14 protein-coding genes are annotated in these 16,427 nt (G+C 72.9%); 7 read left to right on the top strand and 7 right to left on the bottom strand.

All coding sequences use genetic code 11. From position 1 onward, the window contains the following. The first annotated feature begins 376 nt into the window (after positions 1 to 376). The 5 genes from UIS43_RS02615 (at position 377) to UIS43_RS02595 (ending at position 6,969) form a co-directional block, all read left to right on the top strand. Positions 377 to 1,168, top strand: coding sequence for an SDR family oxidoreductase (locus tag UIS43_RS02615; RefSeq protein ID WP_370013221.1), 792 nt, complete (start codon positions 377 to 379; stop codon positions 1,166 to 1,168). After that, positions 1,165 to 2,241: a class I mannose-6-phosphate isomerase gene (locus UIS43_RS02610; RefSeq protein ID WP_198048848.1), complete on the top strand. Its 1,077-nt coding sequence runs from the start codon at positions 1,165 to 1,167 to the stop codon at positions 2,239 to 2,241. Before UIS43_RS02615 ends, UIS43_RS02610 begins: the two co-directional genes overlap by 4 nt. Positions 2,242 to 2,634: 393 nt before the next feature. Then, entirely contained in the window at positions 2,635 to 3,846 is a 1,212-nt protein-coding gene (locus tag UIS43_RS02605; protein WP_013152816.1) for an MFS transporter, read from the top strand. Positions 3,847 to 4,148: 302 nt separating this feature from the next. Beyond that, positions 4,149 to 5,615: a PepSY-associated TM helix domain-containing protein gene (locus UIS43_RS02600; protein WP_370012336.1), complete on the top strand. Its 1,467-nt coding sequence runs from the start codon at positions 4,149 to 4,151 to the stop codon at positions 5,613 to 5,615. A gap of 235 nt (positions 5,616 to 5,850) precedes the next feature. Then, positions 5,851 to 6,969, top strand: coding sequence for an RNA-guided endonuclease InsQ/TnpB family protein (locus tag UIS43_RS02595; RefSeq protein ID WP_370013220.1), 1,119 nt, complete (start codon positions 5,851 to 5,853; stop codon positions 6,967 to 6,969). Between the two features lie 51 nt (positions 6,970 to 7,020). Here the strand turns inward: UIS43_RS02595 and UIS43_RS02590 are convergent, their stop codons facing one another. The 6 genes from UIS43_RS02590 to UIS43_RS02565 form a co-directional block, all read right to left on the bottom strand. Next, positions 7,021 to 7,584 carry a copper chaperone PCu(A)C gene (locus tag UIS43_RS02590; RefSeq protein WP_013152813.1) on the bottom strand — a complete coding sequence of 188 codons (564 nt, stop codon included), beginning with the start codon at positions 7,582 to 7,584 and terminating at the stop codon, positions 7,021 to 7,023. A gap of 103 nt (positions 7,585 to 7,687) precedes the next feature. After that, the gene (locus UIS43_RS02585; protein WP_370012333.1) at positions 7,688 to 8,947 is read right to left on the bottom strand and encodes a Dyp-type peroxidase; all 1,260 of its coding nucleotides are present in this window, start codon (positions 8,945 to 8,947) and stop codon (positions 7,688 to 7,690) included. Beyond that, positions 8,944 to 9,573, bottom strand: coding sequence for an SCO family protein (locus UIS43_RS02580; RefSeq protein ID WP_013152811.1), 630 nt, complete (start codon positions 9,571 to 9,573; stop codon positions 8,944 to 8,946). Before UIS43_RS02580 ends, UIS43_RS02585 begins: the two co-directional genes overlap by 4 nt. A 459-nt stretch (positions 9,574 to 10,032) precedes the next feature. Next, positions 10,033 to 10,626, bottom strand: coding sequence for a hypothetical protein (locus tag UIS43_RS02575; RefSeq protein WP_013152810.1), 594 nt, complete (start codon positions 10,624 to 10,626; stop codon positions 10,033 to 10,035). A 196-nt stretch (positions 10,627 to 10,822) separates the two neighbouring features. Then, positions 10,823 to 11,173, bottom strand: a complete 351-nt coding sequence (locus tag UIS43_RS02570) for a ribosomal protein L7/L12 (protein WP_013152809.1) — start codon at positions 11,171 to 11,173, stop codon at positions 10,823 to 10,825. 105 nt (positions 11,174 to 11,278) lie between these two features. Then, positions 11,279 to 11,872 (bottom strand): DUF4303 domain-containing protein, encoded by a 594-nt coding sequence (locus UIS43_RS02565; protein WP_370013219.1) that lies wholly within the window; start codon positions 11,870 to 11,872, stop codon positions 11,279 to 11,281. A 476-nt stretch (positions 11,873 to 12,348) separates the two neighbouring features. Here UIS43_RS02565 and UIS43_RS02560 point away from each other — a divergent pair, with 476 nt between their 5' ends. After that, positions 12,349 to 13,527 (top strand): phosphatidylserine decarboxylase, encoded by a 1,179-nt coding sequence (locus UIS43_RS02560; RefSeq protein WP_370012330.1) that lies wholly within the window; start codon positions 12,349 to 12,351, stop codon positions 13,525 to 13,527. Between the two features lie 517 nt (positions 13,528 to 14,044). Then, entirely contained in the window at positions 14,045 to 15,187 is a 1,143-nt protein-coding gene (locus tag UIS43_RS02555; RefSeq protein ID WP_013152806.1) for a serine hydrolase, read from the top strand. A gap of 128 nt (positions 15,188 to 15,315) precedes the next feature. Here UIS43_RS02555 and UIS43_RS02550 read toward each other — a convergent pair whose 3' ends face one another. Then, positions 15,316 to 16,179, bottom strand: coding sequence for a SigB/SigF/SigG family RNA polymerase sigma factor (locus UIS43_RS02550; RefSeq protein WP_071621969.1), 864 nt, complete (start codon positions 16,177 to 16,179; stop codon positions 15,316 to 15,318). Between the last annotated feature and the right edge of the window lie 248 nt (positions 16,180 to 16,427).

Here is a 16,427-nt window from a genome sequence, read left to right as displayed (position 1 = left end):
GTTCCTTCCGGAACCCGCCGCCCTCTCCCGGACCCTCCGGGCGGGCGGCTAGGTCAACATCCCCATCACGACCACCTCCTCGTACGGCGTTCACGGAACGGACCACACACCCTAGGACATCCGGACCCGCGGCGACAGTCCGGTCCCGGAGGCCGGTCCCAGGACGTGCGCTGACCGGTGGTCACGTCCGTGGACGCGCCGCCGAAGCGGGCCACGGGGAGGCGCCCGCGCGCGGCCCGGTTTTCACCGGGAGCGCCGCGCCCCTCCCCGCCACCGGCGCGCACGGAACGTAGCCTTGTGGTGACTTCGTCTACGGGAGGACCTCGTGCCCCAGCAGCCGTCACAGCAGCAGACCCCGCCCGGTCGCACCGACGCCATGGACCCCAGACCCGACCACGGCGAGGAGTCCTACCGGGGGTCGGGGCGGCTCGAAGGGAAGGCGGCCGTCATCACCGGCGCCGACAGCGGCATCGGACGGGCGGTGGCCATCGCCTTCGCCCGCGAGGGCGCCGACGTGCTCATCGCTTACCTGGACGAGCACGACGACGCGCGGGAGACCGAGCGCTGGGTGCGCGAGGCGGGCCGCAGGGCCGTCCTGTTCCCCGGCGACCTGGCGGACCCGGCCCGGTGCCGGGCCCTCGTCGCGAAGGCGGTGGAGGAGTTCGGCCGGGTGGACGTCCTGGTCAGCAACGCCGCCTTCCAGATGACCCACGAGACGCTGGAGGAGATCCCCGACGAGGAGTGGGACCACACCCTGACCACCAACCTCAGCGCGTTCTTCCACCTCGCCAAGGCCGCCGTGCCGCACATGCGGCCCGGCTCCTCGATCATCGCGAGCACGTCGGTCAACTCCGACTCCCCGCCGCCCACCCTGCTGCCCTACAACGCCACCAAGGCGGGCATCGCCAACATGGCCGCCACGCTGGCCCAGATGCTGGCGCCCAGGGGCATCCGGGCCAACTCCGTGGCGCCGGGGCCGATCTGGACCCCGCTGATCCCCTCGACCATGCCGCCCGAGCAGGTGGAGGGCTTCGGCTCCCAGGTGCCGATGGGCCGCGCCGGGCAACCGTCGGAACTGGCTCCGGTGTACGTGATGCTGGCGTCGGACGAGTCCAGTTACGTCTCCGGCGCCCGCATCGCGGTCACCGGCGGCAAACCGGTCCTGTGACGGGGGCGGCCGTGGACTGGTACCCGCTGAGGGTGAGCGCCCCGGCCCGACAGCTGGTGTTCGGCGGCCACGCCATCGCCCGCCACCTGGGCCGGGAGGGGCTGCCCGACTGGGCGGTCGCGGAGACCTGGGAGGTCAGCGACGTCGACGGGAACGGCAGCACGGTACTCGACGGGCCCCTCGCGGGCCGGTCCCTGCGCGAGCTCGTCGCGCGGTGGCCGGAGGGGTTGGTGGGCGAGGGCTGGTCCGGGGAGGTCTTCCCGGTGCTGACCAAGTTCATCGACGCCTCCGGAACGCTGCCGGTGCACCTGCACGCCGACGACGCCACCGCCCGGCGGCTGGAGGGACAGCCCAACGGCAAGACCGAGGCCTGGCACATCCTCGACGCTCCTCCCGGCGCCACCGCGCTGTGCGGGGTCAGGAGCGGGGTGACCGGGGAGCGGCTCCACCAGGCACTGCTCGACCAGGACTTCGACGCCGTGCTGCGCCGCCTGCCGGTGCGGCCCGGCGAGACGGTCTACGTCCCGGGCGGCACCGTGCACAGTTTCGGCCCCCGGACCCTGGTCTACGAGATCGAGCAGACCTCCGACGTCCAGCAGCACGCGATGCGCTGGGAGATGGAGGACGGCTCACCGGTCCCGGACGAGCGGTGGCGCGCGAACCTGGAGGCGCTGATGGCCCAGGTCCGGCCGGAGCACAGGCCCGACTTCCACCCGGGGCTGAGGATCGGGGTCGGCGACGGCGTGGAGCGGGTGTTCTGCTGCGCCGGACCGCACTTCGCGCTCGAACGCTGGCACGCGGGCACCGCCGAGCCCCTGCGCCACACGTTCGCCACCGCGCAGGTCCTCACCAACGTCGGGGCGCCCGTCCGGGTGCGCTGCGGCGACTGGCGTGGTGAGCTGGGCCGGGCCCGGACGCTGCTGCTGCCCGCCGCGTTGGGCGAGGTGGAGATCGCGGGCCCGGCCGACGTGCTGTTCGGCTACCTGCCCGACCTGGACCGCGACGTGGTCGCCCCCCTGGCCGCCGCCGGTTACCCCCGTGAGGCCGTCGCCTTCCTCGGCGAGGGCCTGTGAGTTGAGGTCCCGGTCCCCGCCGCGGTGGGGACCGGGCCCTCCCGGTCGGCTCGCGGACCGCTCCCGCGGCACCGCCCGGCAGCCGCCGGTGCGGGGAACCGTCACCACCCACAGGAGGTCGACCGCGTCCGAGGCGGCCTCGAACGTGTGCCCCGAACCGCTCGCGGTCCGCGCCGGCCCGGCCTCCCCCACACGCGGGCCGGCCGGACCCGACCGGACGCGGATGCGCCTGCCCATGAGGACGGCCACCCCGGGTCGTACCAGCTCGGCCGCGCGTCCTCGCTCAGCGGTTCCGTCGACGGTCACATCGGTGAGCACTATGCTGCCCATCGTCCGCCCTGTTCGGCTCCGGGCCGACCCCACCGCGTGCGAACGCGAGGATGCGAGGCCCTGATGGCACGGACCCAGGCGAGGCCGCCCGGGCGGGACACCGGCGCGTCGCGCTCCCGGCTCGACGTCGTGCGCTGGCAGGTCGGGTACGGGATGTTCGGCGTGCCCCAGGCCGCCGCCCCCATCGCCTTCGCCCTGCTCGCCCTCCCCATCACCGGCACGGCCGAGTCCGGCGCGGCTCTGGTCTTCGCCATGACGGCCGCGCAGGTGCTCGGCGCCGTCCCCGTGTCCCGTCTGGGCCGCCGGTTCAACGGCGTCCACTACCTGCGCGCACTCATCGCCGTCCGAACGCTCGCGCTCGCCGCCGTCACCGTGCTGGCGGCGGTGCAGGCCCCCTTCGGGCTGCTCCTGGTCGCGGTCACCGCGGCGGGAGCCGTCAACGGCGCCGCGTACGGCTACCAGCGGCTCCTGCTCAACCACCTCGTGGAACCGTCCGGGCTCCCCCGCGCGCTGGGCGTGGCCGCGACGCTGAACGAGGTCGGCTTCGCTCTGTCCCCCGTGCTCGCCTCGGTTCTCGGCGCCGTCTCGCCCGTCTGGGCCATGGCGGCGGTCACCGCGCTGGGCGTGGGCCCGCTGCTCCTGATGCCGCGCGTACCCGGGGCCCGCGGGCCGCAGGGCGGAGAGGCTCCCCGCGTGCGGACGCCGGTACCCCCCGCGGTGTTCCTGTGGCTGTTCTGCGCGGCCGCGAGCGCGGGGGCTGTCGCGGCCGTCGAGGTCGGAGCGGTCTCCTTCGCGCTGTCCTTCGGACTCGAACCGGGCTGGGCCTTCCTGTTCGCCCTCGTGCTGTGCGCGGGCTCGGTCGCGGGCGGGGTCTGGGTGAGCGTGCGCAACCGCACGCCCGCCCCCTGGCAGGTCGTCGCCTTCCTGGCGGCGACCACCGCGGGCTCCGGGCTGGTCCTGGTCGGCGGGCACCTCTCCCTGACGCTCGCCGGCGCGGCCGTCATCGGGCTCTTCCTGCCGATGCTGGGCACGTTCTACTCGCTCGCCCTGGACGGGCTCGCGCCGCCGGACCGCCGCGCGGAGATGTTCGCGCTCCTGCGCACCGCGAGTTCGCTCGGCATCATCGCCGTGAGCGGCCTGCTCGCCCTCCTCGGCCTGCGGGCCGCCCTCGTCGGCAGCTTCGCGCTCCTGCTGGTGGCGTCCTCCCTCGCGGCGGCGCACCACGCGCGCTCCCGCGTCGCCGCGGCCCCGCCGACCGCGCCCGACGGAGTGTGAGGCCACCGGCCCGGCCCCGGAGCGACCGGTTTCCTCCTGCTGATTCCCCGGCAGCCGGCCCCTGACGGCGCGGGGCGGCCGTACGTCCCGCGCCGCGCGGACCGGCAGCACGTCCGTCCCACGGCCACCGGGGCACGGCGGCCCGTGCGCGGCTCCGGGGAAATCGCCCCCACCGGGAACTCCCCCGTCCTCCGGGACGACCCGAACAGGAGGAAACCATCACGATCGGCGCGCCCCGCACCGGCCGGGGAGCACCGCGGTGCCACCGCAACGGTCGCGCCAGCCAGGAGGAGAGCGGCCCCATGGGACAGGAAGACAGCGCGCCCCCGCAGGACGGGACGCGCGCGGAGCCGGACCGGCGCGGCACCTGGGCGGCGCTGCGCCCCCTGGTGCTGCGCCTGCACTTCTACGCGGGGGTCCTCGTCGCCCCCTTCATCCTGGTCGCCGCCGTGTCGGGGCTGCTGTACGTGTGGACGCCCCAGATCGAGCAGGCGGTCTACGCCGAACAGCTGCGGGTGGAGCCCTCCGGCGAACCGGTCCCGCTCCACGCACAGGTGCGCGTCGCCCAGGAGGAGCTGCCGGGAGCCGAACTCGACGCGGTGCGACCGGCCACCGGCGCGGAGGACTCCACCCGGGTGCTGTTCGACGTGCCGGGGCTGGAGGCCAGCCACAGGACGACGGTGTTCGTCGACCCCTACGGCGGCGAGGTGCTCGGGGTGATGGAGACCTACGGCACCAGCGGCGCCCTCCCGGCCCGCACGTGGGTCGACACCCTGCACCGCAGCCTGCACCTGGGCGACGTCGGACGCCTGTACAGCGAGCTCGCGGCGAGCTGGATGTGGGTGGTCGCCCTGGGCGGTGTCGCCCTGTGGGTCGCGCGCAACCGGCGTCCGCGCGGCGGTCTCCGCCGCCTGCTGCTGCCCGGCGCGGGCACCGCCGGGGAACGGTCCAGGTCGGTCTCGCTGCACGGAGCCGCCGGTCTGTGGCTTCTGGTGGGCCTGCTGTTCCTGTCGGCGACGGGGATGACGTGGTCGCAGTACGCGGGGGCCAACATCAGCGACCTGCGCGAGCGGCTGGACTGGAGCACCCCCGCGGTGTCCACGGAGGCGCCGGTGGCCTCGCCCGGGGTGGACGCGGGAGTGGACGCCGTCCTGGCCAGTGCGCGCGAGGCGGGCCTGGACGGCCCCGTCGAGGTGGCCCTGCCCGAGGACCACACCTCCCCCTACGTGGTGAGCCAGATCGACCGCGGTTGGCCGACGCGGGTGGACTCGGCCGCCGTCGCCCCGGATACGGCCGAGGTCACCGACGTGGTCCGCTTCGCCGACTACCCGGTCATGGCCAAGCTGAGCCGGTGGGGGATCGACGCCCACATGGGCGTGCTGTTCGGCGTGCCGAACCAGCTGGTGCTGTCCGCCCTGGCCGCGGGGCTGATCGCCGTCATCGTGCTGGGCTACCGCATGTGGTGGCAGCGGCGCCCCACACGGTCCCGAGTCCTGGGCGTGGGACGCCCCTACCCGCGCGGCTCCCTCACGGCCCTGTCCCCGCTGTCCAGGGTCGCGGCGGTGGCGGTCACGGCCCTGGTCGGCTGGGCGGCGCCGCTGCTGGGCGCCTCGCTGCTGGTGTTCCTGGCCGTGGACGCCGTCCTCGGGTGGCGGGCCCGGTCACGTGCCTCAGGGGGCTCCGCGCCGGGCGGCCGGGCTCCGGGTGCCGACGGGCAGGCCGGACCCGAGTCCGCGGGCGCGCCCGCGTCCGGGGCGCGGAACCTGTGACGGGCGGCCACGGGTCCGCCTGACCCGTTGGCCGGGGGTCCGGGGCCGGGGAGCGGTCGCCGCGCCGGGCGGCCACCCCCGGACCGGCGCGGAGCGGCGGGTTCAGCTCTGCTGTGGCGAGGAACCCCGGAACTCCAGCCCCGGGAGAAATCGCCGCCCAGTCCCCACCGGCCCGCCAGTGACGGGGGGCACAACGGCCTGCTTTGGCTGCGTTCTGTCACTAGTCGAGTACATGATGGTGGGCGTGTCGAAGATCGTCGTGCAGCTCAAGCTCACGCCGTCGCCCGAGCAGGCGGCGGTGCTGACCTCGACCCTGCGCGATCTCAACGCCCACACCACCTGGGTGGCGAGGGTGGCCCACGAGCAGGGTGTGATGCGCGACTACGAGCTGCGCAAACACACCTACCAGCAGTTGCGTGAGGCCGGGGTGGGCTCGCAAGCGGCCCAGCACGTGATCAAGAAGGTGTGCGACGCCTACCACGCCCGCCGCTCCAATCTGAACAACGGCAACTACGGACCCCAAGGATCGGCCCTCCGGGAGCGGATCGAATCCACACCGATCGCCTTCCGCCCCGACTCGGCGCACCCCTACGACGCGCGCGACCTGTCCTTCGCCATGGACGCGCGCACGATCTCACTGTGGACCTTCCAGGGCCGATTGAAGGACGTGCCCTTCGTCGGCTCCCCCGACCAGATCAAGATACTGGCCGAACACAAACGCGGTGAGGCCGACCTGCTCTGCCGCGACGATGCCTGGTTTCTCGCGGTGACCGTCGAGGTGCCCGACGCTCCTGAGATCGACCCCAACGGGTTTCTCGGGGTGGATCTGGGGATTGTCAACATCGCCACCACCAGTGACGGCCGGGTCATGGCCGGGCGCCAGATCAACCGGTACCGCCGTCGGCAGCTCAGGCTGCGCCAGAAGTTGCAGGCCAAGGGCAGCCGGTCCGCCAAGCGCCTGCCCAACAAGCGGCTCCGCCGTGAAGCACGGTACGCCAGAAACATCAACCACCAGATCTCGAAACGCATCGTGGCCGAGGCCGAACGCACCGGGCGCGGTATCTCCCTTGAGGATCTCAGGGGGATCCGCGCCCGGGTACGGCAACGCAGGCCCCAACGGGTCACGCTGCACTCCTGGTCCTTCCACCAACTGGGCGCCTTCATCGCCTACAAAGCGCGCCTGAAGGGCGTGCCGGTGGTGTTCGTGGACCCGGCGCACTCCTCACGCGAGTGCGCCGCATGCTCCTACACTCACAAGGCCAACCGGGTCTCACAGGCCTTGTTCGTCTGTCGGGACTGCGGCGTCGTTGCGCACGCGGGGCGCAAGTCACACGTCCCACCCGACCACCCCTAGCGGAGCGGTCGGGTCAGACGCGATGAGCTCCCTCGCACCCAGCGGGGTGGTTCAGTGGTGCTCGTGTTCGGAGCCGCCGTCCTCGCTCTCCGCGGTCATCGGCTCCACCGGGACGGTGACCGCCAGCTCCTCCTCGCTGGCGAAGGAGAGGGTGACGGTGACCTCGTCCCCGACGACGGGCGCTTCGGGCAGGTCGTTGACCATGACGTGGTAGCCGCCCTCGACCAGGGTGGTCGCTCCCCCGGCCGGAACCGGGATCTCCTCCACGACCCGCATGCGCGCGGCCCCGGAGTCGGTGGTCTCGGTACTGCACAGGTCGGCGTCGTCGGAGGCGTCGGTGGACACCCCCGTGACGGCGTCGTCCGACTCCCCCGAGTTGGACACTCGCAGGTAGACCACCCCCACCTCCGGGTTGGCCGGTTCGGGCATCCAGGCCTCCGTCACCAGCAGGTGCCCGGCCTCGGCCCGGCCCCGCTCACTCGCGGGAGCGGCGGAGGCCGTCTCCCCGGAGGCGCCCGGTCCGCCCCCGCACGCGGTGACGCACAGCAGCACCCCCAGGGCGGCCGGTGCGGCGCGGCGTGCGTTACGTCGCCTGTCAGCCTGTGTACGCGGCATGGTCCTCACTCGCCTCTTCTCCCCCACGTCCGGTCGGGCCCCGCTGCCGGGCCCGACCGTGATGTCGTCGCGGGAACCGCTCCGGTTCCCGGATCCCCCGGTCTCACAGCAGGGTGTGCGCCACACGGGGCTCCCCCTCCCGCACCGGCGGCACCGCGAACAGTGCGCTGCCCTCGTGTCTGACGTAGGCGCCGAGCGCGTCCCCGCCCTCGTCGAGGTTGCGCTGCACCGCCGTGAACCCGGTGCGCGGATCGGCCTGCCAGGCGGTGAAGAGCAGGCCCGCCTGCCTGCGGCCGTCGGCGTCCCAGCCCAGGTCGTAGCTGAAGCCCCGGCGCAGCATCCGTGCTCCCAGCGTGCTCTCGGGGCTGGCGAGCCTGATGTGGGCGTCACGGGCGATGACCGGCTCCCCCGCGCCGTCCCTGGCCGACAGGTCGGGCCGGTCGTACTCGCGGTCCCCGCCCAGGGGCGCGCCGTCGGACAGGCGGCGTCCGATGACGTCCTCGCGCCGTCGGGTCTCCAGGGCGAACCAGTCGTCCAACAGCATGCGGATGCGCCGCACGACCACGTAGGACCCCCCGTCCATCCAGGCCAGGGACGGCTCGGTGTGGGAGGCCAGGACCTGGGTGGCGAACAGGGCCTCGTCGGGGCGCGGGTTGACCGTCCCGTCGATCTGGCCCATGAGGTTGCGCGGTGTGGCGGCGGGGTCGGCGGCGGCCGCAGCCGACCGCTGGAAGGCGGACAGCGACCAGCGGACCCCGACCCGGCCCCGGGCCGCGCGCAGCAGGTGGTCGACCGCGGAGCTGAGGACCAGGGGGTCCTCGGCTCCCACGTGCAGCATGAGATCGCCGCCGCACCAGGCGGGGTCGAGGCGGTCGGAGTCGAAGGCGGGCAGGTCCTCCATGTGCGGCGGACGCCGGTCGGCCAGCCCCGCGCGTTCCAGCAGGGAGGGGCCCAGCCCGAGGGTGACCCCCAGCGAGGCGGGGTGCAGGCCCTGGGAGGGCGCCCCCTCCCCGAGCGCGGCCGGGCCCCGTTCGTGCAGGGAACGGGCCTCACGGCTCCAGGCGCCGAGGACCTCGCGCGCCGCCACGCGCACGTCCGCCGCGTCTTGGGCGTTCACGTCCACGGCCACCACCCGCACGTGCGCGGGCGTGGGCGTCAGCAGCGCGGGAGGGCGTCCCTCCCGCGAGCCGGTCCTGGAGCGGGCGGGGTCGAGGGCGGGGGCGTCCCGTTCCTCCGCGCCCGCGGCGGCGGAGGCGTACCCCGTCAGCCCTCCGGCGCCGATTCCGGCGATCCCCGCCGCCCCCACGGCGGTGAGCAGACCGCGCCGGGAGAAACGGGGCGGTTCGTGCGCGTCCCCCGTCACAGCAGCGCGCCCCGGAGTTCAGGCAGGAGTGCGGCGATCTGGTCCGCCTCGGTGCCCTCGTCGAACATGCCCGCCGCTCTGCCGTCGGGGAGCAGGACGACGATCCGGCCCCCGTGGGAGACCAGGTACTCGCCCTCGCTCTCCTGGGGCGCCTCGACCGGGATGCCGTAGTCCGCGGCGGCGTCCACCGTGGCGTCGATGTCCCCGCGCACCCCCTGGAAGGCCGGGTCGAAGCGGTCCAGCCACGAGCGCAGCTGTTCGTCGGTGTCGCGCCCGGGGTCGGTGCTGACCATGACGACGTCGTAGTCCCCGGCCTCCTCCCCCGCCTGGTCCAGGGCCAGGTTGATCTCGGCCATGGTCATCGGGCACACGTCCGGGCAGCTGGTGTAGCCGAAGAAGAGCAGGGTGAGGCGGTCGTCGGCGACGTCGGCGAAGGTCCAGGGTTCACCCTCGACCGTGGCCAGCCGGACGGTGGAGGCGGCCATCGGCTCGTCGGACAGGTCCAGGAAGTACTCGGTCTCGGCCAGGGTGTCGGCCGGGTCCGCGGCGCAGGAGGTGACCAGGGCCAGTGAGGCCGCCGCGGCCAGCGCACCGCGTACTGTGCGGGAGAGGGGAGAGCGGGTCATCGTGTGTCTCCGTAAGTCGTTGGACGGCCCGGAAGGGCCGGATGTGGCTGATGTGGCTCTGCTCGGGTGGCTCCGCAGGGTGACCGTCCCTCCCCCGCACGGCTCCCCGCGCGCGGGCCACACCGGGCACGGGCAGCGGGTCGCGGCGCACGCGCGCCGCGCAGGGCGCACGGGAGCCCCGCGCCGTGGGCGCGTGGGGCCGTACACGGCGCGCGAGGCGGCGCGGGATCCGCCCGGGCGTACCGGGGACGGCGGATCACCGCGGCCGAATCACCGGGGCCGGGTCACCAGGGGCTGGGCGTGCCCGTCGGCGGACGCCCTCGGATGGCGACGCGGGGCGGACCGGGTACGGGAAACGACCGCGCCCGAGGGCGCGGGCGGAAGGCCACGGCGCGCACGACGGCTCCGTGCGCCGGGGACGGACCCGGCACGGGTGCGGCCCGGAAAGGCGCTGGAGGCTCAGGCGGCGCCGAGCGGGGAGGGCGGACCCCGCAGGACCCGGGTGTGGCGCAGGTAGGGAAGGAGCGACGGCGGGCGCTCGTCGTTCCACCGCCCGGGGCCGCCCGCCCGGACCGGCGGCGCGGGCGCCCCGGCCAGGACCAGCAGGAGCGGGAGAAGGGTGAGCGCCATGAAGCGCAGGAACGCGAAGAGCGCGTCCTCCCCCCGGTGCAGCCACCACGCGCTGACCAGCGCGGCCAGCACGTGGACGGCGATCATCTGCCACCCCGAAAGGGCGGAGTGGGTGACCGCGTCAGCGGAGTGGGCGCCGTGCGCGCTCTGGTCCCGCCCCGTGTTCTGGGTGTAGCTGAAGGCCACGTGGAGGGCGAGCTGTCCCCACAGCATCCAGCCGACGAGCATCACCGGGCCGTAGCGGCGTCCGGCGGCGGCCCAGGACACGCCGAGGACGGCGGCGCAGCCCAACAGCAGACCCGCGAGGGGGACGTCGTGGCCGGAGCCGAGGGCGTGGCCGTGCGCGGACACGCTCGCGCACACCAGGGTGAACACCCCGGCGCGCAACGGACGGCACGGCTGGCTCTCTGACATCTCCCGCATATCGTCTCACCCCCGCCACGCACCGCCGGAGCGGGACGGTCTTGGCCCTCCGGAGGACGGCGCGCGGCGGTGGATCCCGCCCTGCGGCTGGCGGCCCGGCGGAACGGTCCGGGGTCCGGCACGTCCTCGGTGCGCCTCCGGTGCCATCGCACCGGGCGGGGTCAGGCGGCGGGGCGGCGCGTCGGCGCCCCCGGGGTCAGCGGTCGAGGCAGTCGACGAAGCGGGAGGCCTCGGCCTCGGTCATCCCGGTCTCGCGGGAGACCGTCGTGACGGCGTCGGCCGCGCGGTCCTGGGCGAGCAGCTCCCGGGCCCGGTCGGCGAGGCTCTGACCGGGCGTGGGCTCGACCGGGATCCGGTGGCCCTGCTCGACGGCGTCGACGACGTGCTTGGCCTCGGCCAGTCCCGCGCCGGTGCGCTCGCGCACGAGCTTGATGGCCTCGACCTTGCGGCCCGCCCGCACGAGGGCCTGCGCCTCGTCGACCGTGCCCTGGTCGATCGGCCTTCTCACGGGCTCGGGGCCGAGGAGACGTTCGAAGAAACCGGCCATGGTCGGTGCTGCCTTCCCAGGAGTGCGGAACGGGGCGTCCGCCCCGGCCCCGTAGTGTACGGCCGGGCTTGGGCGTCCACGCCCCGGGCGGGCCCGCCCCCGGCCTCAGCTGTGGTCGGCGTCCAGGTGGGGGAAGTGTCGGCGGATCTCGGGGGCGGTGAGCGTGCGCGGCACGAGTTCCTCCCCCTCGTCCAGGGCGACCACGACGAGGCCGTCGGGCGCGGTCCGCTCACGGCGCAGCGTCGCGGCCACCCCGCGGCAGGCCCGCGCGACGACGTCGGTGTAGCGGTCGTGGACCCGCTCCCAGTGCTCCTCGTCGCACTCCTCGCCCTCCTCGGGGCCGCCGTCCCAGGCCCCGTCGCCGGAGGCGGCCTCGGTCAGGGCCCTGCTCCAGGTCCAGAAGGCCCCGGGGTCGGACCAGTCCGCGTCGAAGTGCTGGTGGGGCCAGTCCGCGGGGTCCCAGCGCAGGTCCCGCTCCGGGCTCGGCGGGTGTTCCCGCTGCCGCCGGTCGACGGCCAGGTGCTCCTCGAACCACTCCTCGGTGGCGGCGGCGAAGACGGGAAGCATGATCCGGCCGCAGGTCTCGGCGTAGAACAGGTACACCGCCACCGCGTAGACGCGACCGCCCCGCGCCAGGCAGGAGCGCGCGAAGCCCTCCAGTTCCGTGGTGAGGTCGGCCTCGAATCCGTCCCAGTCCATGTCCACGGCGGACCACCTCCGGGGGACGACCCTAGCCCCCCGTCAGACCGGACGGCGCGGTCCCGTCCGTGGTCACCGTGGCGGGGGCGCGACGCGCGGCCCGGTGAGCAGGGCGCGTTCAGCGCGCACCGTGCCACCCGGCGCGGAGACCCCCCACGCGGACATGCGGGAAACCCGGACGGAGCCCAGCCGAAAGCACACGGACAAATCCCTCGCACCGCCGCCCCAAAAAGGAATAGCGATCACCAATCCTGCCGTGGAAAAAGCAGAAAGGCGCCCCGGGGTTACGGCCCCGCGAACCCCGGGAATCCTCGATGTCGCGCATACGCACCGCATCGCGGGCGGGGTCGGCCCTTCGAACGGGAGCCGCGCCCGCTCCACCGTTTTCCACATCCGGCGGAAACGCGCCCAACGGTTGATCGCCGACCATCGCGCCGAAGCCGAGCAAGCCCGGCAGACGCGACAGAGGGGGAACATTGCCGCAGGACCAGATCCAGGACATCGACGAATTCGTCGCACTGATCGAGAGCTGGTACAGGGAGGATTTCGGGGGCTTCGCCACCATGTACGACGCCGCGATCAGGCACGTGCGGCCGGTCCCCGAAGACGCACCGGAGGAGGTCCGCCACGACTGGCGCGGAAGGACGATCAACGACCTGTGCGACTTCTTCCGCGAGTGGGAGAGGTGGCGGCCGGGTGTCTCCAACGGGCTGGACTACATCGAGAAGTTCAGCTGGATCAGCTACGAGAACGACTACGGCATGGTCTTCCTCACCTCCGGCCCCGGATGCCGGATGACCGCGCTCTTCACGGAGTTGCAGGGGCGCTACATGGACTCCGAGGCATCCCTCGGCCTGGTGGACGAGTGGATGAGGGAACTCGGGCCGCGGATGGACGACTACGTCGTCCCGGCCGGCGGCTACAGGAACTTCAACGAGTTCTTCGTCCGCGGGGTCAAACGGGGAAAGCGGCCGGTCGACGCGCCCGGTGACGGGTCCGTGGTGGTCGCTCCGGCCGACTGCGTCGTCAACATGATCGTCGGCGAACTGACCGAGGAGACGCGGATCCCGGTCAAGACGGTCACCATGAACGTCAGGCAGCTGCTCGACGGATCCGACTACGCCAGCAGGTTCGTCGGCGGCACGGCGGTGTCCTGCTTCCTGCTGCCCAAGTCGTACCACCGGTACCACTCCCCCGTCGCGGGGCGCGTGGTGGAATCACGCGACGACGTCGGCGGAGTCTACTACGGAATGCGCAATTTCCCCGAGATGCTCAACAAGGGCAACATCGGATACGGGTACGACTACAGCATGTTCGAGCATTTCCGCCGGGGCTATCTCGTCATCGCCACGGGCGGGAACGGCAACGGTCTCGTCGGAATGGTCCCCGTCGGCCTGAACTCGATCGCCTCCGTCGAGTTCAGGCAGAAATTCGCCAAGGTGACTCGCGAGGACCCCGTCGACGTGGACAAGGGGGAGGAGATCGGGTGTTTCAAGTACGGCGGTTCGCTGAACATCCTCCTGTTCGAGAAGGGCAGGTTCCCCGCGCTCCAGCTCCTCCAGGGGCAGCGCATCGGGAACTTCGAGGATCCGGAGACGTCGCCGGCGTTCTTCACCGGCTCCTGGCGCACGCCCTCCCGGCGCCTCGGGTCGTGACCGCGCCCACGGCGGAGCCGGGAGGGGCGGGGGGACGGCCCCCAGCCGCGTCGAGGCGCGGGCGGCGCCAGCGAAGGCCGGGGTGATCGGCCGCGCGCGTACCAGCGGAGCCGACGACCGCGACGGGGGCCGCCCCGCCACGGCGCGCCGGCCCCCGTCGCGCACCGCCTCGCCGTGATCGCCGGGGACGGGCGACCATAGCGTTCGATTTCCAGCCATTGCAACGCACTGGTGGAGTCCGTTGCATTAGATTCCAAACCATTGCAACAATTTCCCGGCGTTTACCTGCACATATGGGGATCCCGCATGGAATTTCTATTGCCACAACCATGAACGCAACGTAGCTTTTCCATCATCAGAAACATCGGGCCGTACCAGCGCCGCACCTGAGGAAGGAAAAGCGCCGAACGCCCTCAAGGCCAACGGCACCACCGGACCCGACCTCCGCGCCACCACCCCGGCGGCATCCCCTCCCCCACACCTCGACCGCGTCACCGCTTCGAAGGAGCACACCACCATGTCCCTCACCCCCACCGGGCAGGACCGCCCGGAACTGCACAAGACCATGCGGGAGATCGTCGACTCCGGTTTCGTCGGGATGCAGCTGCGCGTGCACGACGAGCACGGCGAGTGGGTCGGCAGCGCCGGGGCGCGCAGGCTGGGCGAGCCGGAGCGGCCGCCGGTCGACGGGCACTTCCGGATCGGCAGCGCCACCAAGAACTTCGTCGCGACCACGGTGCTCATGCTGGTGGCCGAGGGCAGGATCGGACTGGAGGACCAGGTGGCCGACCACCTGTCCGAGTTCGGGCTGGACCGGCGGATCACGGTGCGGATGCTGCTCCAGCACACCAGCGGGATCTTCAACCACACCGGCGAGCTCTACGAGGACGGGACGTTCGCGCCGGGGGTCGTCTGGGCGGGCCGGGAGTGGGTGGAGGACCGGTTCCGGACCTACCCGCCGCAGGAGCTGGTGAGGCTGGCGCTGTCCAAGCCGTCCCGGTTCGAGCCGGGGACGGACTGGAGCTACGCCAACACCAACTACGTACTGGCCAGGCTGCTGATCGAACGGGTTACCGGCCGCTCGCTCGCCGAGGAGATGCACCGGCTGTTCCTGGGGCCGCTGGGAATGACCGGCACCGTGGTGCCGACCACCGGGACGGAGGTCCCCGAGCCGCACGCCCACGCCTACTACCGGTACGAGGAGGACGGCGGGGAGAAGACGGTGGACGTCACCCGGCAGAACCCCTCCTGGATCTCCAGCGGCGGTGACATGATCTCGACCACCCGGGACCTGCAGACGTACTTCTCCGCGCTGATGGGCGGCAGGCTCCTGCCGACCGAGCTGTTGGCCGAGATGCGCACGCCGGAGGCGAAGGTCGGCTACGGCCTGGGGGTGTTCGTCCAGGAGACGGACGGCGGCACCCTCTTCCACCACAACGGCGGTATCGCGGGCTCGGCGGCGCTGATGTACGCCACGGCCGACGGCGGCAGGATCCTGACCGCCTCGCTGACCTATGTGGACGACGCCGAGCTGTCCCTGGCGCAGACGTTCCAGGAGGCGACGCGGAGGCTCGTCGAGGAGGTGTTCGGCGGCGGGCGGACCGAGGCGGAGGACGAGGCGGCCGAGCAGGACGCCGGAGCGGCGCGGTTGACGGGCTGAGCGGTTCGCAGCCGCGCCCGTCGAGGGCGGACTCCCCGCGGCGCCGCACCGGCCAGAAGGCGGACCGGGGTCGTTCCGCTGTCCGGAGGGCGGCCCCCGTGGCGCCCTCCGGACAGCGGGCGGGGTCCTCAGCCCCGGGCGGGACCGCGCTCGCCCACGTCCTCGCGCAGCTGCTCCAGGGTGTTCTTCAGCAGCCGGGAGACGTGCATCTGGGAGTAGCCCATGCGGTCGGCGATCTCGGTCTGGGTGTGGTCGCCGAAGAAGCGCAGCTTGAGGATCTCGCGCTCGCGCTCGGGCAGACGGGCCAGGGCGGGCTTGAGCGACTCGCGCTGCACGACCCGCTCCAGGCCCTCGTCCTCGCTGCCCAGGTGGTCCTCCAGGCGGGAGCCCTCCTGGCCGTCGGAGTCGGAGGAGTCGGGGGCGTCCAGCGAGAGGGAGCGGTAGGACTCCGAGGCCTGGACGAGCTCGACGACCTCCTCCTCGTCCAGCCCCATCTCCTTGGCGATCTCGGCGTTGGTGGGGACGCGCGCGTGGGTCTGCTGGAAGGTGTTGAGGACCTGGCGCAGCTTGATCCGGTTCTCCTGGTGACGCCTGGGAACCCGGATCGCCCAGGTGTGGTCGCGGAAGTGCCGCTTGATCTCACCGGTGACCGTGGGCATCAGGTAGGAGATGAAGGGCTTGCCGCGGTCGGGCCGGTAGCCGCGGATGGCCTTGACCAGGCCGACCATGGCGGTCTGCTTGAGGTCCTCCAACGGCTCACCTCGGCCGTTGTAGCGGCGGGCGAGCTTGTTGACCAGCGGCTGGTAGCGGACCACGACCTCCTCGCGCAGCCTGACCGCGCGCGGGTCGTCGTCGTCCAGACCGTGGAGTTCGGCGAGGAGTTCCTCGGCCGGGATCTCCTTACCCGGCGAGGACGTGCGCGTCCTGGGGACGAGGGTCGTGTGGTCGGTGTCGGCCTGCGACACGGTGTCCTTGTTCAACGTGGTGGACAAGAGGAAACCCCCGGTGCTCTGGTCCTGTGTGCTCCTGTCTGTCTGCCTCGGCAGACACCGGTGCGCTGACCCGTTCGCGACCGCGGTTCGGGTGCCGCGGCCCGGCGGGCGGCGCCGGTGCGACCACTACTGTTCCCACAGAAACGACTTCAAAAGCCGCAGAGCGAATTTTTTGTTGTCACACGACAAATAACCACGTCAGAGCCCCTCTGCCAACCCGAACGGGGTGCGTGCGAGGCCGCCGCGCC

The sequence above is a fragment of the Nocardiopsis sp. LDBS0036 genome, from assembly GCF_041228755.1.
GTDB classification, from domain to species: Bacteria; Actinomycetota; Actinomycetes; order Streptosporangiales; family Streptosporangiaceae; genus Nocardiopsis; species Nocardiopsis dassonvillei.
This window is presented reverse-complemented; position numbering and strand designations above follow the sequence as displayed.

Excerpts from the sequence above, each read along its gene's own strand:
- UIS43_RS02615 (WP_370013221.1), top strand. The coding sequence starts at position 377 with ATGGACCCCAGACCCGACCACGGCGAGGAGTCCTACCGGGGGTCGGGG.
- UIS43_RS02605 (WP_013152816.1), top strand. The coding sequence starts at position 2,635 with ATGGCACGGACCCAGGCGAGGCCGCCCGGGCGGGACACCGGCGCGTCG.
- UIS43_RS02600 (WP_370012336.1), top strand. The coding sequence starts at position 4,149 with ATGGGACAGGAAGACAGCGCGCCCCCGCAGGACGGGACGCGCGCGGAG.
- UIS43_RS02595 (WP_370013220.1), top strand. The coding sequence starts at position 5,851 with ATGGTGGGCGTGTCGAAGATCGTCGTGCAGCTCAAGCTCACGCCGTCG.
- UIS43_RS02590 (WP_013152813.1), bottom strand. The coding sequence starts at position 7,584 with ATGCCGCGTACACAGGCTGACAGGCGACGTAACGCACGCCGCGCCGCA.
- UIS43_RS02580 (WP_013152811.1), bottom strand. The coding sequence starts at position 9,573 with ATGACCCGCTCTCCCCTCTCCCGCACAGTACGCGGTGCGCTGGCCGCG.
- UIS43_RS02575 (WP_013152810.1), bottom strand. The coding sequence starts at position 10,626 with ATGCGGGAGATGTCAGAGAGCCAGCCGTGCCGTCCGTTGCGCGCCGGG.
- UIS43_RS02570 (WP_013152809.1), bottom strand. The coding sequence starts at position 11,173 with ATGGCCGGTTTCTTCGAACGTCTCCTCGGCCCCGAGCCCGTGAGAAGG.
- UIS43_RS02565 (WP_370013219.1), bottom strand. The coding sequence starts at position 11,872 with ATGGACTGGGACGGATTCGAGGCCGACCTCACCACGGAACTGGAGGGC.
- UIS43_RS02555 (WP_013152806.1), top strand. The coding sequence starts at position 14,045 with ATGTCCCTCACCCCCACCGGGCAGGACCGCCCGGAACTGCACAAGACC.